At 34.1% G+C, this 14,630-nt stretch carries 13 protein-coding genes and 2 tRNA genes; 8 read left to right on the top strand and 7 right to left on the bottom strand.

What is annotated here, in order from left to right:
- Positions 1-8: 8 nt before the first annotated feature.
- From AC07XU_RS16360 to recR, 4 genes are read right to left on the bottom strand one after another with little or no spacing between them, the layout of a single operon-like run.
- Positions 9-905: an alpha/beta hydrolase gene (locus tag AC07XU_RS16360; RefSeq protein ID WP_494944708.1), complete on the bottom strand. Its 897-nt coding sequence runs from the start codon at positions 903-905 to the stop codon at positions 9-11.
- The gene (locus AC07XU_RS16355) at positions 906-1,721 is read right to left on the bottom strand and encodes an SDR family oxidoreductase (protein ID WP_494944707.1); all 816 of its coding nucleotides are present in this window, start codon (positions 1,719-1,721) and stop codon (positions 906-908) included.
- Positions 1,711-2,484, bottom strand: coding sequence for a PI-PLC domain-containing protein (locus AC07XU_RS16350; protein ID WP_494944706.1), 774 nt, complete (start codon positions 2,482-2,484; stop codon positions 1,711-1,713). The genes AC07XU_RS16355 and AC07XU_RS16350 overlap by 11 nt, the downstream gene beginning before the upstream one ends.
- A 6-nt stretch (positions 2,485-2,490) precedes the next feature.
- Positions 2,491-3,108 (bottom strand): recombination mediator RecR, encoded by a 618-nt coding sequence (recR, locus tag AC07XU_RS16345; protein ID WP_494944705.1) that lies wholly within the window; start codon positions 3,106-3,108, stop codon positions 2,491-2,493.
- Positions 3,109-3,301: 193 nt separating this feature from the next.
- On the opposite strand from recR, the gene AC07XU_RS16340 reads away from it, so the two are divergent.
- The 3 genes from AC07XU_RS16340 (at position 3,302) to AC07XU_RS16330 (ending at position 6,276) form a co-directional block, all read left to right on the top strand.
- A complete protein-coding gene (locus tag AC07XU_RS16340) occupies positions 3,302-4,810 on the top strand; it encodes a sodium:solute symporter (RefSeq protein ID WP_494944704.1) in 1,509 nt (502 codons plus the stop codon).
- Positions 4,811-4,920: 110 nt separating this feature from the next.
- Positions 4,921-5,628 (top strand): LOG family protein, encoded by a 708-nt coding sequence (locus AC07XU_RS16335; protein WP_131552850.1) that lies wholly within the window; start codon positions 4,921-4,923, stop codon positions 5,626-5,628.
- Positions 5,629-5,781: 153 nt separating this feature from the next.
- Complete coding sequence (locus AC07XU_RS16330; RefSeq protein ID WP_494944703.1) at positions 5,782-6,276, top strand: hypothetical protein; 495 nt, start codon at positions 5,782-5,784, stop codon at positions 6,274-6,276.
- A gap of 2 nt (positions 6,277-6,278) precedes the next feature.
- On the opposite strand, the gene AC07XU_RS16325 is transcribed toward AC07XU_RS16330, so the two are convergent.
- Together AC07XU_RS16325 and AC07XU_RS16320 are read right to left on the bottom strand one after the other, a co-directional pair.
- Positions 6,279-6,869, bottom strand: coding sequence for a DUF502 domain-containing protein (locus AC07XU_RS16325; RefSeq protein ID WP_494944702.1), 591 nt, complete (start codon positions 6,867-6,869; stop codon positions 6,279-6,281).
- Positions 6,870-7,218: 349 nt separating this feature from the next.
- The gene (locus AC07XU_RS16320; protein ID WP_494944701.1) at positions 7,219-9,675 is read right to left on the bottom strand and encodes a bifunctional UDP-N-acetylmuramoyl-tripeptide:D-alanyl-D-alanine ligase/alanine racemase; all 2,457 of its coding nucleotides are present in this window, start codon (positions 9,673-9,675) and stop codon (positions 7,219-7,221) included.
- 58 nt (positions 9,676-9,733) lie between these two features.
- On the opposite strand from AC07XU_RS16320, the gene AC07XU_RS16315 reads away from it, so the two are divergent.
- The 3 genes from AC07XU_RS16315 to AC07XU_RS16305 all read left to right on the top strand — a co-directional run bounded on the left by AC07XU_RS16315 (position 9,734) and on the right by AC07XU_RS16305 (position 10,558).
- Positions 9,734-10,222, top strand: a complete 489-nt coding sequence (locus AC07XU_RS16315; protein WP_494944700.1) for a regulatory protein RecX — start codon at positions 9,734-9,736, stop codon at positions 10,220-10,222.
- Between the two features lie 124 nt (positions 10,223-10,346).
- Positions 10,347-10,419 (top strand) — tRNA-Gly (locus tag AC07XU_RS16310).
- A gap of 54 nt (positions 10,420-10,473) precedes the next feature.
- Positions 10,474-10,558 (top strand) — tRNA-Leu (locus AC07XU_RS16305).
- A gap of 329 nt (positions 10,559-10,887) precedes the next feature.
- On the opposite strand, the gene AC07XU_RS16300 is transcribed toward AC07XU_RS16305, so the two are convergent.
- On the bottom strand, positions 10,888-11,715 hold the full coding sequence (locus AC07XU_RS16300; RefSeq protein WP_494944699.1) for a hypothetical protein: 828 nt from the start codon (positions 11,713-11,715) through the stop codon (positions 10,888-10,890).
- Between the two features lie 332 nt (positions 11,716-12,047).
- Here AC07XU_RS16300 and AC07XU_RS16295 point away from each other — a divergent pair, with 332 nt between their 5' ends.
- Entirely contained in the window at positions 12,048-12,176 is a 129-nt protein-coding gene (locus AC07XU_RS16295) for a hypothetical protein (protein ID WP_494944698.1), read from the top strand.
- A gap of 170 nt (positions 12,177-12,346) precedes the next feature.
- Positions 12,347-14,461, top strand: a complete 2,115-nt coding sequence (locus tag AC07XU_RS16290; RefSeq protein WP_494944697.1) for a glycoside hydrolase family 97 protein — start codon at positions 12,347-12,349, stop codon at positions 14,459-14,461.
- The last annotated feature ends 169 nt before the right edge of the window (positions 14,462-14,630 follow it).

The following is a 14,630-nucleotide window of genomic DNA, read 5'->3' as shown; positions in this document are numbered from 1 at the left end:
GTTTAATACTACTTGGTATTCTTTAAAAAGGTTAATATCTCATTATAGAGGCGATTGCTGCCCCAAATCATTTGAGCTATCATTGGCACGTGCTTTTTACCTTCGATAACATTAAGCGTTACTGGTACTTTTTTTTCTTTCAAGATTTGATAAATGCGTTCTGATTGAATTTGAATTGCTGGATAGGTTTTACTTCCGTAGAAAATTACATGTGGATTTTTAATCTCCTTAACATAAAATAATGGAGATCCAATTTGCCAAATTTTAGAATCAGATGAAAATGTTCTGGTAAAATCATCGTAATAGCTGTCTTTTTCTGCTTTACTTAAATATCCCTCCATATCGAGACCAAAAGCATCATTTAAAATTACTCCTTTAATTGGATTTGAGATTTGAAGAGCTTTAAAATATTGTGCATCAGCATTAATGAGTTCTGCTAAATGACCACCAGCAGAGTGGCCCATTAAAAAAATTCTTTCAGGATCACCACCATACTTTGCTATATTATCCTTTACCCATTTTACAGCTTGAGCGCTTGCCTGAGCCATTTCCTTATAAGTTGCATTTGGCGCTAATGGATAATTTATAATGGCAGTAACAATGTTATTTTTTGCCAAATTGCGACCTAACCACCAATAAGTTTCTTTTTTTCCACTACTCCAAGAGCCGCCGTGTATAAATACAATTACATCTTTGTGCTCAATTTTATCTTTCTGATGATATACATTTAAAGTGTAAGCCTCATCTTTATTTGCTGCATAATTGATATCTTTTTGTACACGAATTTGTGCTGAACTGGTAAAAACCTGTCCAATAAATGCGAAAAGCATAACGATGGTTTTAAAATTGGAGATGTGAGTTGTGAGATATGAACACAATCTATTTTTGCCTTTTATATTTTCCATTTATTTTATCAAAGGATTTTTCTCTTTCGCGAAAAGTTCGAAAACTTTTCTGTCTGTAAACTTTGGAAACAATTTATTCATCCAGACAGCTAATTTTCCTTGTCCTGTCATTATTAAAGTACGTTTTCTTGCTACGATGCCATCCGCAATTATTTGAGCTACTTCTTCTGCCGACATCATTTTGCCTTCCTCCATGCTGGTTTCTCCATGCGAAGATCCATCTTGAGCTAATGCTGCAACGCGAATATTTGAGGTAGTAAAACCCGGGCAAGCAACCATTACATGTACTCCAGTTTTTAAATTTTCAGTCCTTAGTGATTCCATAAAGCCATTCATTGCAAATTTAGAAGAAGAATAACCAGTTCTGCCTGGTAAACCTCGGTAACCTGCAATAGAAGATACGCCAACAACACTACCTTTGGTTTTTAAAATTTCTGGCAATGCATATTTTGTGCAATAAACGGTACCCCAAAAGTTAACATCCATTAAATTCTTAAGTACAGTTAAATCAACATCATTAAATAATGCACGCATAGATAAACCAGCATTGTTAATTAAAACATCAATTTTACCAAAGGTGATTAAAGTTTGTTTAATCAGCAATTCACAATCTTCTTCTTTACTTACATCACACTGTACTGCCAACGCTCTTACTTTATATTTTTCTTCCAGTGAAGCTGTGATTTCACAAAGTGTTACGTATTGGCGGGCAGCTAAAACTACATTTGCACCACGGTTAGCTAATTCTTCAGCCAATGCTTTACCAATACCAGATGATGCACCGGTGATGATGATTACTTTATCTTTATAACTCATTTTTATTTTCGAACAACGTTTTGCATTCTATAATTTTATCAGTGTTAATTATTACCAAACCTAAATCACTAAGTTGTTGCCAGCAATTTTGGCTATCTGGAGCGCCCCAAAACCTAAAATATCTATTCTTTTTGTTGGCCATTTCTACCGCATTAAGCAATTTCTTTTTATCAATTGCTGTAATATCTCCTATCCCATTCCATTTGGTGTAATTGCTAAATTTATCACTAATCATACTTACCCGCTTAAAATCAGCTTTAGTATAATCGATATTTGGTAATCCATCAAAAAATAACCAATTAGGGTAGTTATGAAATGTGCTATCAATGGGTCTATTTCCACTAATAACAATCTGAATATTCAACTTACCTTTGCTTCTGTTAAATATTTCACCATACTTTTCAATCTCTTCTTTTAATACCGGATATACTTTCCCCCAATCATCTTTAATATCAATCATTAAGCTAAAAGTATATTTCTTATCGATGCTAACTCTATTTCCATATTTAGTAAAAAGGTTGGCAATTGGTTGCAAGTAAAGCTTTCCTAAAGTATTTTCAAGATTGATTTCCTTTCTGCTATGCGCAACAACTAAAGAGTCGCTTGCTAAAAAAACGTCTGCCTCAATCTCAAATACTTTGTTTTGGTAAGCCGTATAAAATGGGTTTTGTTGTGCGTAATCATTATGCGAATGAATTTTAACTTGAGCAAAACAAGCTAAACCAAATAATAAAAATAGCGTAAGGCATATTGATTTCTTCATCGCAAATTATTTGATGAATGAACCCTCGTAAGGCACACGAGTAATAATTGAACGGCCTAAAGTTATTTCATCAGCGTATTCTAATTCTCCGCCAAAGGCGATACCTCTTGCAATAGTTGTAATGGGTATTTGAAAATCTTTTAACCTTTTATGAAGGTAAAAAAGTGTAGTATCGCCTTCCATATTTGCACTTAACGCTAAAATAATTTCTTTTACTTGAGTAGTTGCCACACGCTGCACTAAGCTATCTATAAACAAATCTGAAGGACCAACCCCATCCATCGGAGAAATTAAACCGCCTAAAACATGGTATACTCCAAAAAACTGATTGGTATTTTCAATTGCCATTACATCACGGGTATCTTCTACCACACAAATGGTTTCTTTTTCTCGTTTAACCGATGTGCAAATACTGCAGATTTGGTGATCGGAAATGTTATGGCAAATGTTGCAATGTTTTATCTCTTCTTTTAATTTTATTAAGGTGTTACCAAAATGAGATACCTCAGACTGCTCTTTACCTAACAAGTGCAATACTAAACGTAAAGCGGTTTTTTGCCCTACGCCAGGTAATTTAGAAAATTCGTTTACGGCATCTTCAAGCAGTTGAGAAGAGAAATTCATTTTACAAATTTAAGATTATTTATACCATCTAAAAAATAAGTTATACGCTGAAACTAATTATGTTTAAAAACTACTTACTTAACCAATAGTTAAGTTAAAATATGATATCGCTATTTGTAGGTTGTAAAGAATAATTATCTTCGCTAAATAGAATACGCTCTAAATTCTTACTTTTAACAACTAAATATAAATTATGAGTCCAACCGTACTATTGTGTTTTTTAATTGGCTATTTTGCCGTTTTAATCATTATCGCTTTCGCAACTTCCAAAAATTCGTCTGATAATGCTACATTTTTCTTAGCCAACAAAAATTCTAAATGGTATTTAGTTGCTTTTGGAATGATAGGAACTGCACTTTCTGGTGTAACTTTCATTTCTGTTCCGGGAGAGGTTGGTGCACCAAGTGGTAACCAATTTCAGTATTTTCAGTTCGTTCTAGGTAATGCGGTAGGTTTCATCATTATTGCCACTGTGCTTTTGCCGCTCTATTATCGGATGAATTTAACATCAATATATAGCTATATTGAACAGCGATTAGGGCATTATAGCTACAAAACAGCGGCTTCTATCTTCTTATTAAGTCGTACATTAGGTTCTGCAACAAGGTTATATTTAGTAGTTATTGTATTACAACGTTTTATTTTCGATAGTTACGGTATTCCATTCTGGGCAACAGTTCTAATATCTTTAGGGTTAATCTGGTCTTACACTTTTAAAGGCGGCTTAAAAACCATTATCATTACCGATACACTTCAAACATTCTTTTTAGTATTATCGGTATTTCTAACCATCTATTTCGTTTGTGATGGATTAGACTTAAGTATACCTCAAGCATTTGAAACCATCAAAAACAGCAGTTATTCTAAAATCTTTTTCTTAGATGATTTTGCTTCGAACAAGTTTTATTTCAGTAAGCAATTTATCGGTGGTATTTTTGTAACTATTGCCATGACGGGTTTAGACCAAGATTTAATGCAAAAAAACTTGAGCATGAAAACCATCGGCGAAGCCAAAAAGAACATGTTTACTTTTACTGGTATTTTTGTAGTATTAAACATTTTCTTTTTAAGTGTTGGTGCTTTATTGTACGTTTTTGCAACCAAAAATGGCATCGAAATACCATTAGATCAAGTAACTGGTAAACCACGTACTGATTTTCTTTTCCCAGAAATTGCGCTTAACCACTTAACAACTGTACCTGCCATTATTTTTATGTTGGGTTTAACAGCGGCAACTTTTGCCACTACAGATAGCGCTTTAACTGCTTTAACAACTTCTTTTTGTGTTGATTTTTTAGGAATGAATAAAAAAGAAAATTTAGAGAAAGCCGATGCTGTTAAAAAAAGACACATGGTGCATGTTGGTTTTTCGCTATTAATGTTTTTGGTAATCATTGTTATTAATGCGCTAAACAGCTCATCTGTAGTGAGTTTAATTTTCCAAATTGCCTCGTATACGTATGGCCCACTTTTGGGTTTATATTCATTCGGTTTGTTTGTAAGAAACCGTGGTTTGCACGATAAATTAGTTCCAATAGTTTGTATAATTGCTCCGTTTTTATGCTTTTTATTGGCTTCTAACTCAAAAGAACTATTAGGCGGATATGTTTTTAGTGTTGAGCTAATTTTAGTAAACGGATTGATTACCTTTATAGGCTTATTACTGATCAGTAAAAAAACAGATCAACAAACTAAGTTTTAAATGGTTTATTAGTTCATTCGCTCACAAGTTCATTTGTATTTGATGTACAATCATCTGTCTAATGAACCAATGAAACTGATGATACCAATGAACAAAATATTGTAAGAAAAATGACAAGTGAAGAAAAGATAAGAAGTGCTTTTGCAAATAAAGATTGGCAAGAGATAAAAGTTACTGATAGCTGGCAGATTTTTAAAATCATGGCAGAATTTGTTGATGGTTTTGAAAAGTTGGCTAAAATTGGTCCTTGTGTAAGTATTTTTGGCTCTGCTCGTACTGCAGAAACTAACCCTTATTACGAAATTGCTGTAGAATGTGGTAGGTTGTTAACAGATAGAGGTTATGGTGTAATTACTGGTGGTGGACCCGGCATTATGGAAGCGGGTAACAAAGGTGCGCACATGAATGGTGGTAAATCTGTTGGTTTAAACATCGATTTGCCTTTTGAGCAATTCCACAATAAATATATAGATCATAATAAGTTATTAGAGTTCGATTACTTTTTCATCAGAAAAGTAATGTTCATGAAATATTCTCAAGGCTTTGTAGTATTACCTGGCGGAATGGGAACAATGGATGAATTATTTGAGGCTATTACCTTAATACAAACTGGCAAAATAGCTCGTTTCCCAATTGTTTTGGTTGGTAAAGCATACTGGGGTGGTTTGGTAGACTGGATTAAATCAACCATGTTAGAAAAAGAGCATAACATACATGCCGAAGATTTAAATTTATTTAGATTGGTTGATACTGCCGAAGAAGCAGCAGAACATATTTTCAGGTTCTATGATAAATATGTGCTGAAACCAAACTTTTAACAAAAATCTTCATTTCGACGATAAGAGAAATCTATTTCGAATTATAAAGCCAACTGAAAAGTTGGCTATTTTTTTTGGCATCAATTTTTGAAAATGAGTATTATTTGTAACTAAAACTTACTTTTTTAATCTATATGTTAAATTATCAGCAAAATGGAAAAATATTATACTTGGAATAAAGGCATTTTTGATAGCAATTATCAAATTTTTGAAGCTGGGCAAATTAAAAGTACCATGTTTTTTGATACGTGGCGAAACGAAGCAAAAGTAATGGGTCAGCAAAACTCGTATTTATTTAGAAATGATGGTTTCTTTAACCCAATCACCCAAATTTATAATGATAAAAACGAAATTATTGGTACCATAACCTATGACACTTGGAAAACCAAAGGTTTGGTAATTTTAAATTCTGGAGAACAATTTACATGCGATTTTGTAAACATTTGGCATTCTAAATGGATCATCACCAACTTTGCCGATAAACAAATCAACTACGATTCTTCAACTTCACAAGGCACCGTGGTGGCAAATACAGACGATGAGTTAATGCTAGTTTCAGGATTTTATGTAAGAGAATATTTTACCAAAATGTTAATGGTTGTAATTTTAATTGCAGTATTTTTCCCAATTATTTTTAGGAGTTGTTAAAATTAAAATTGGCTTACACCGCCACTTACCACTAATTTCATAGCATCGGCAGCACTCATTTTTAAAGGCGTAATCTTTTCTTTACTCACTACGTAAACTTGTCCTGCAAACGAATAAGAAAAGGGAAAATACACGATTGCATCTCCTGGCAAATCTAATTTAGAAAGGTCGTTTTGAGTTAAAAAGCCAATTCGTTTAATACCAACTTCAGCTTCTACAAGCACCGGATGATTAAATTTCTTTTCATCACCAACAAAAGCTTCAGTTAAATCTTTAATTGATGAAAAGATAAAATTAAGCAATGGCAGTTTGTTCATTGTACGTTGAAACCAATTGTACATTGGTTCGGTTACAAAGTTGGTTACCACCACACCAGCAATTAAAATAATAAATAAAACCAGTCCTAAGCCTAAGCCAGGTATGTTTCTATTTTCGCCGGTTAATGGGTTTACACCAAAAATATTATTTATGTTTAACCAACTATCTACCGTTGTAACTGCCCAAACAACAATAAAAATGCTTAGGGCAATTGGCACTACAATTAACAATCCTTTAATTAGGTAATTTAAAAGCGCTCTTCCTATCCTATTCATGCTGCAAAATTAGGCAAATTATAATACAAAAAAGCCACTTTCACTTTCCCATTTTTTAGAAAGGCAAATTCAGTGCTTATTTTAAAACTTTGTCCTGCTGTTCATTTCAAGTCCTCGCTTCAACGCGAAGGCGTTTCACTGCGGGCTTTCCATTTCCATCAGGCTTACTAACCTTGGCCTATGGTACTATGAGGGGTTTTACTAGCACTTGCCTATTTAACTAGCCCCGATAGAAGCGGCATCTTTTGGTAGTCAAAACTTTAAAAACAGCAGTAACTATAACCAAAAGATATAGCGAATAGCGGGACCAAACTTTAATTTTAGCAGCAAAATTGCGCTTCAAAAATTTTTATTCGTAAAAATAAACACGTTTTACACGCTGAGAAATGTTAGTCAGTATTTCATAAGGAATGGTGCCTATCTGCTTCGCCAAATCAGCAATGGTGTATTGATCGTTAAAAACAATTACTTCATCACCAGTTTTCACATTTAAACCTGTAATGTCTAGCATGCACATATCCATACAAATTGAGCCAATTGTAGGCGCAAATTTTCCATTAATCAGCATTTTCCCCACACCATTACCGAAAGCACGATTATATCCATCGGCATAACCAATTTTTACGGTGGCAATTTTACCACCATGCGGCATTACTCCTTTTCGGCTATAACCCACTGTTTCGCCAGCTTTTAATTCTTTAATTTGAGTAACAGTGGTTTTTAAAATCGCTACTGTTTGCAATTTGTTATCGTTTACCAAGGCGCTATCAAAACCATATAAACCAATACCAAGCCTAACCATATCCATTTGAGCCTTCTTAAATCTTGTTATTCCGGAAGTATTTAAGGCATGTTTAATAGGTTCGTAGTCTAAATAATGAACTATGTTTTGGTAAGTTTGATCGAAATTTGCTATTTGTTGCTCGGTAAATTCATCATGAATATCATCTGCGCTGGCTACCAAATGTGTAAAAATAGACATTACCTTAAGCTGATCTTTATTGAGGATTGACAACAACTCACTAACGTCATCTTGTTCAAAACCTAGTCTATGCATACCTGTATCAATTTTTAAATGAATTGGATAATGCTTTTGTCCAGCGGGCAAAAAATGAAGAAAACTTTTAAGGATTTGAATATTGTAAATTTCTGGTTCTAGCTGGTGTTTTATCATAGCTTCGAAAGCAGACGGTTCTGGGCTCATCACCATAATTGGCAATTTTATACCAGCTTTTCGCAAAGCGATACCTTCATCTGCATAAGCTACGGCTAAATAATCTACTTTTTGATGTTGCAAAACATTAGCAATTTCGAAGCTACCACTACCATAAGAAAAGGCTTTTACCATTACCATAATTTTAACATCGCTTGACAACTGAGAGCGATAAAATTTTAAATTATGAGTTAATGCATTTAAATTAACCTCCAGCACAGTATCGTGAATTTTCTGTGTTAAAAGTTTGCTTATCTTTTCAAATTCGAACTTTCTTGCTCCTTTTATTAAAATGGTTTCATTGGCAAATTGGATTGTTTGTAGCTTATCGATAAAATCTGCTGTACTCGAAAAAAAAGACTTTTCTTGTAAAAAAAGATGGCCATAAGCTGAAATACCAGTGCCAATACCAACTAAACGGTCTATATTTTTTTGCTTCAGCAATGTTGCAATTTCAGTGTACAATTGCTGATTATCTTTACCAGTTTCAAAGATATCTGATAAAATAATTGTCTTTTTTGGATGTTGGTTTTGCGAGTTTAAAAAATCTAATGCAATCGCTAAAGATGAAATATCAGCACTGTAAGAATCATCAATAATTGAACAATTTTCAATTCCGTTGATTAATTCTAAGCGCATGCTTACTTTGCTCAGATTTGCCAATCGCTGAGCTGCATCATCTGCTGTGTAGCCTAAGGCCAATAAAGTTGCCCAACAAATAATACCATTTTCTATAGCTGCAGAATCTAAAAAAGGTATGAAACAACTAATTTCATTATCTTGATAATTGGCCTTGATATGGGTTTTACCATCAAGACTTTTAATTGAATTAATTTTTAAATCTGCCTCAGCCGATAAACTCCAAGAAAATTTCTTTTTGCCGGGTAAATTGTTTTTGTCAATACCAATAACATATGCTGGCGAATAAATAAAGTACGTTGCATTTGTAAAAAGTTTTAGCTTTTCATTAAGTTTCTCAGCTGCATTAGCAAAACCTTCTGCATGTGCTTCTCTAATATTAGTTAAAATACCGATAGTTGGATCAATAATATGAGCCAAACCTTGCATCTCTCCTACTTTTGAAATTCCCGCTTCAAAAATGCCTAAATTATGCTCTGGTTCTATTTGCCAAACACTTAAAGGGACACCAATTTGCGAATTGAAACTTTTTGGACTACGAACGATATTAAAATCTGGCGCTAGCAATTGATAAAGCCATTCTTTTACAATCGTTTTACCATTACTGCCGGTAATACCAATTACTTTTAACTCATTTAATTTTCTTTTATAAACAGCTAACTCTTGCAAAGCAACAACCACATCATTAACCACTAAAAAATTAGCATCAGCATATTTTTCCGCATAAGCGGTATCAGTAATTACAAAATTTCTAATGCCACTTTTATAGGCATCTGCGATAAAAGCATGCCCATTACGCTGCGCATTAATGGCAAAAAACAAACTTTCTGTTGGATAAATAACCGTTCTGCTGTCTATTATTAACGTTTTAATAGCTGCATTTGGCTGAGGAAGAAACGATTTAGCTTTTAATATTTGTGCAATATGAGCTACGGTAAACTGTTCTTGTATCATCAATTAAAAGATAAATGCATAAATGCTGTTAAATTTTTACGAATTTCAGCAATTAATTATGAATAGTCATAAAAATAAGCCGCTCATTTTAGATAAAAAAACTGCTTTACTTAAAGCTGAAAGTTGGTGTGCTTACCAAGAACGCTCACAGCAAGAAGTTAGAGATAAACTTTATGAGTATGGTTTGCACCAAAATGAGGTTGAAGAAGTAATAACAGAACTGATTGTTACCAACTTTTTGAACGAAGAAAGATTTGCCATGGCTTACGTATCGGGCAAGTTTAACATTAAAAAATGGGGCAGAATAAAAATAAAGCAGGGCTTAAAATTAAAGAGGGTGCCAGACAAGCTAATTCAAAAAGCGCTAAACAGTATTGATGGCGATAAATATTTGGCTAATATATTGGCTACTGCCGAGAAAAAATCAAAAGTTTTACCAGAAAAAGATCCGCTAAAAAGGAAATATAAGCTCATTACCTACCTCCAAACCAAAGGATTTGAAAAAGATTTAATTTTTGATGTACTGAAAGCCAATAACTTAAGCTAAAGTGTTAAATTTTTATTAAATTTTTCTTGACAGAAATATAAATCTGCGTATATTTGCATCACCAAAACGGAAAAGGGTTGTCAAAAACTCCGAAAGTTTTGAAACATCGGATGATGTTTATAATGCGAAAGTAGCTCAGTTGGTAGAGCACGACCTTGCCAAGGTCGGGGTCGCGAGTTCGAATCTCGTCTTTCGCTCTAAATGCCTTCCTACCAGGAGGCATTTAATTTTAAAAGCTTTATTGCTTTTAAGCTCGGATGGTGGAACTGGTAGACACGCAGGACTTAAAATCCTGTGCCCTCAACAGGCGTGCGGGTTCGATTCCCGCTCCGAGTACATTTAAAAAATCGAATTGAAACCTTAGAGAAATCTAAGGTTTTTTTGTTTGTTGTTATTCAAAACACCTATAATAAAATCAACAAGAGTATTTAAAGCAACCACAGCGAATGGTCCAATCACAGTAAGCTAATATTTGATAAGTTTTTCAGGCGGAAAAGTAAGTAGAGTTTAGCATCGCTCCTATTGGTGGTAAGTCAGTTAAATTCAGGACGCCAGTTTATCACGTAACGCTTTTGCTTTTTTCGTTCATTTTTCTTTCACATGATCAAAGAATAAAAAAGAAGTTGTCACAAAAATACCCCTCCAAAAAATGGAGGGGTATTTTTTTACTGCTTAAAAACAGAATAGTCTAAAGCTAATCTAAACTGACCGTCATTTAATGTAGGTATATTTTTGCCAGCAGATGCCTTAAAATATGAAAGTTTTATATTTACACGTCTTTCAACAAATATCCCCATCTCTAAACGCACACCTTGAGGGACTGAATTTGCTGTGGTACCAAAATATTCCGATAAACCGCTTTTGTCCATTGCAAACAATGCATATTTTGCTTGCAACCAAAATATACCTCCTTTTTTATATCCATCTTCTGGAGACCATGCTCCAGTTTGAAAATAAAGACCAGGATCTGCAAAAGCTACGGGCTTTATTAATGCCTCATTGTTTACTAAATTTCTGCCCGTTATAAGTTTTGCGCCCATCATACTATTAAATTTTAGAGAGGTAACTGCATCATCTTTTCCAAAAATCCTGAAGTAAAGGTTTCCATTTAGGTTGAGAAGGCCGCCAGAAGGACTAATTAAACTCATTATAGTATTTTTGTTTAATTGCTCTTTCCCAAAATCTCCTGATGTAGCTCCAATCAAAAGGTATACCGGAATAAAAAATTTATTAGGTTCTCCAATGTTAATTTTCAAGAATTGAGTTGTAGCTTGGAGTTGACCTTCAAATCCATAATCCAATAGGCCTCTACCGAAAAGTTCCACACCCTGCTGTTGAGGCCGAGAAACTACAACTATACTTTCCATTCCGTCTGGTGGAATTATTGTAGGGTTAGGTGTTGGTTTTTTACCAGCATATACCTCTACAATTTGAGAATAGCTTTGATAAGAAAATGTTAAACAAGCAATGAGAGCGATGAATTTTGTTTTCATGATTAATTTAGATTTAAATGTTAAATACTGTAAATGAATTAGTTAACACTAATATAAATATTTTAACTTAAAATTAAATTTTTTCTCATTTGTCAACAAATGATGTTTGTAGCGCATTTTTTTCCCTTATCTCTTTTTTAACCAGCAACTGAATACATCATAATTTATTCTCATTTTAACTTCAACACCAATTTCACCATTTTAAATTGTATAAATAATAAATGACTTGCTTCCACTTGATATAATATTAATAACAATAAATTTAAACAAGCTCACATTTCCTCCTCCCAAACAAAAAATATTTTTCTACCTTTAAAAAAAATTCAGATACTATGGGACCTCAATCACCAGAAGGTTTAACAACCTTAATTATTTTAGCTTCAGTTTGTGTGGTAATTTTAATCACTGCGTTTTCTTTAACTTTTTTTAGAAAAGCAGATACCAGCGACAAAAAACACTAATTGAATTAACCATTCAATTCATCTAAGAACATCAATTCACATTATCGATTGTCTATCGGTAATAAATACATAAAAGTATCTCTAAATTAAAATTGGGATACTTTTAATTTTCTTTCGGAAACGTTCCCGATTTCTGTACTTTTGGTTTTTATAATCTAACCAAACTCTACATGAAACATATTTTTAGCATCCTACTGCTATCCCTTTTCTTTTCAAATTTTGCAACTGCTCAACAGCTTAAATCGCCAAATGGCAATTTAGCGTTTACCTTTACTTTACTAAATGATGGTACGCCAACCTACCAACTTAATTACAAAAACAAAGCTGTAATTAAAAGCAGTAAACTTGGGTTAGAATTAAAAAACGATAAAAAATCTTTACTAAACGACTTTACTTTAGCAGATACAAAAACGAGTTCTTTTGATGAAAGCTGGTCGCCAGTTTGGGGCGAAGTAAAAACCATTCGTAACCAATACAATGAATTGGCTATTACTTTAAGTCAAAAGGAAAGCAACCGCCAAATCATTATTCGTTTCCGTTTATTTAATGATGGTTTAGGCTTTCGCTACGAATTTCCAACTCAAAAAAACCTTACCTACTTTGTAGTTAAAGAAGAAAAAACGCAGTTTGCCATGGCAGGCGATCATACTGCTTATTGGTTAGCTGGCGATTACGATACGCAAGAATACGATTATACAACCTCTAAATTTTCAGAAATTGGCGAATTAAATGCTAAGGCGGTTACAGCCAATTTATCTCAAAAACCTTTCTCTAAAACAGGCGTACAAACTTCGTTAATGATGAAATCTGCAGATGGCCTTTACATCAACCTTCATGAAGCAGCCTTGATTAATTATCCCGCTATGCATTTAAATTTGGATGATAAAAACATGATTTTCGAATCGTGGTTAACCCCAGACATGAAAGGCGATAAAGGTTACATGCAAGCACCAAGCACTACTCCTTGGCGTACCGTCATGGTAAGCGATGATGCTCGAGAAATATTGGCTTCAAAAATGATTTATAACTTAAATGAGCCTAATAAAATTAAGGAGACCAGCTGGATAAAACCTACAAAATACGTTGGTGTTTGGTGGGAAATGATAACAGGAAAAAGTTCTTGGGCTTATACAGATGATTATCCTTCAGTAGAACTTGGCAAAACAGACTATACCAAAGCCAAACCAAATGGAAAACATGGTGCTAACACCGCAAACGTAAAAAAATACATCGATTTTGCTTCGCTACATGGTTTTGATGGCGTTTTGGTAGAAGGTTGGAACGTTGGTTGGGAAGATTGGTTTGGTAATTCTAAAGATTACGTTTTCGATTTTGTAACACCTTACCCAGATTTTAATGTTACCGAAATAAGAGATTATGCCAAAGCTAAAGGTGTAAAAATGATTATGCACCACGAAACATCTTCGTCGGTACGTAACTACGAGCGTCATTTAGATACAGCTTATAAATTTATGAAAGCGAATGGTTATGATGCTGTTAAAAGTGGTTACGTTGGTGACATTTTGCCACGTGGCGAAAATCACTATAGCCAGTGGATCATCAACCATTATCAATACGCGTTAGAAAAGGCCGCCAAATATAAAATTATGGTTAATGCACATGAAGCAGTTAGGCCTACTGGTATTGCCCGCACCTATCCTAATTTAATTGGCAACGAATCTGCTCGTGGCACCGAGTATCAAGCCTTTGGCGGTTCTAAATCAAATCATGTTACCATTTTACCATTTACGCGTTTGCAAGGCGGACCAATGGACTACACACCGGGTATTTTTGAGATGGATATTAGCAAAATTAATCCGGGTAATAATTCTCAGTTAAATAGCACTTTAGCTAATCAACTAGCGCTGTATTTAACCATGTACAGTCCGCTGCAAATGGCGGCCGATTTGCCAGAAAATTACAACAGATTTCTTGATGCTTTTCAATTTATAAAAGATGTAGCAGTTGATTGGGATGACAGCAAATATTTAGAGGCAGAACCTGGACAATATGTTACCGTTGCTCGTAAAGCAAAAAACACAGGCAAATGGTTTTTAGGCAGCGTAAATGGCGAAACTCCTCGTACATCAAACATTACTTTAGATTTTTTAGAGCCCGGCAAAAAATATACTGCAACCATTTATGCAGATGCAAAAGATGCGCATTATAAAACCAATCCGCAAGCGTATAATATTCGAAAAGTTGTGGTAACTAACAAAAGTAAATTGGCACAATTTTGTGCTGCTGGCGGCGGTTATGCCATTAGTTTTGTGGAAAATAAATAGAGGGACCGTCATTGCGAGGAACGAAGCAATCTCCTTTATGATTTTCCTATCAAAACTGGCGTCTTTTTGCTATCGGCTGGTATCTCACCAGCCGAAACCATTAAACTCAATTCGGTAGTTGTATCGTATACTCAATAATCTGTCTATTTATTTGAAAATAAAAGTACAG

This window comes from Pedobacter sp. GW456-11-11-14-TSB4 (assembly GCF_059424425.1).
The sequence above is the reverse complement of the archived record's forward strand: the minus strand, read 5'-3'. Positions and strand labels throughout refer to the sequence as shown.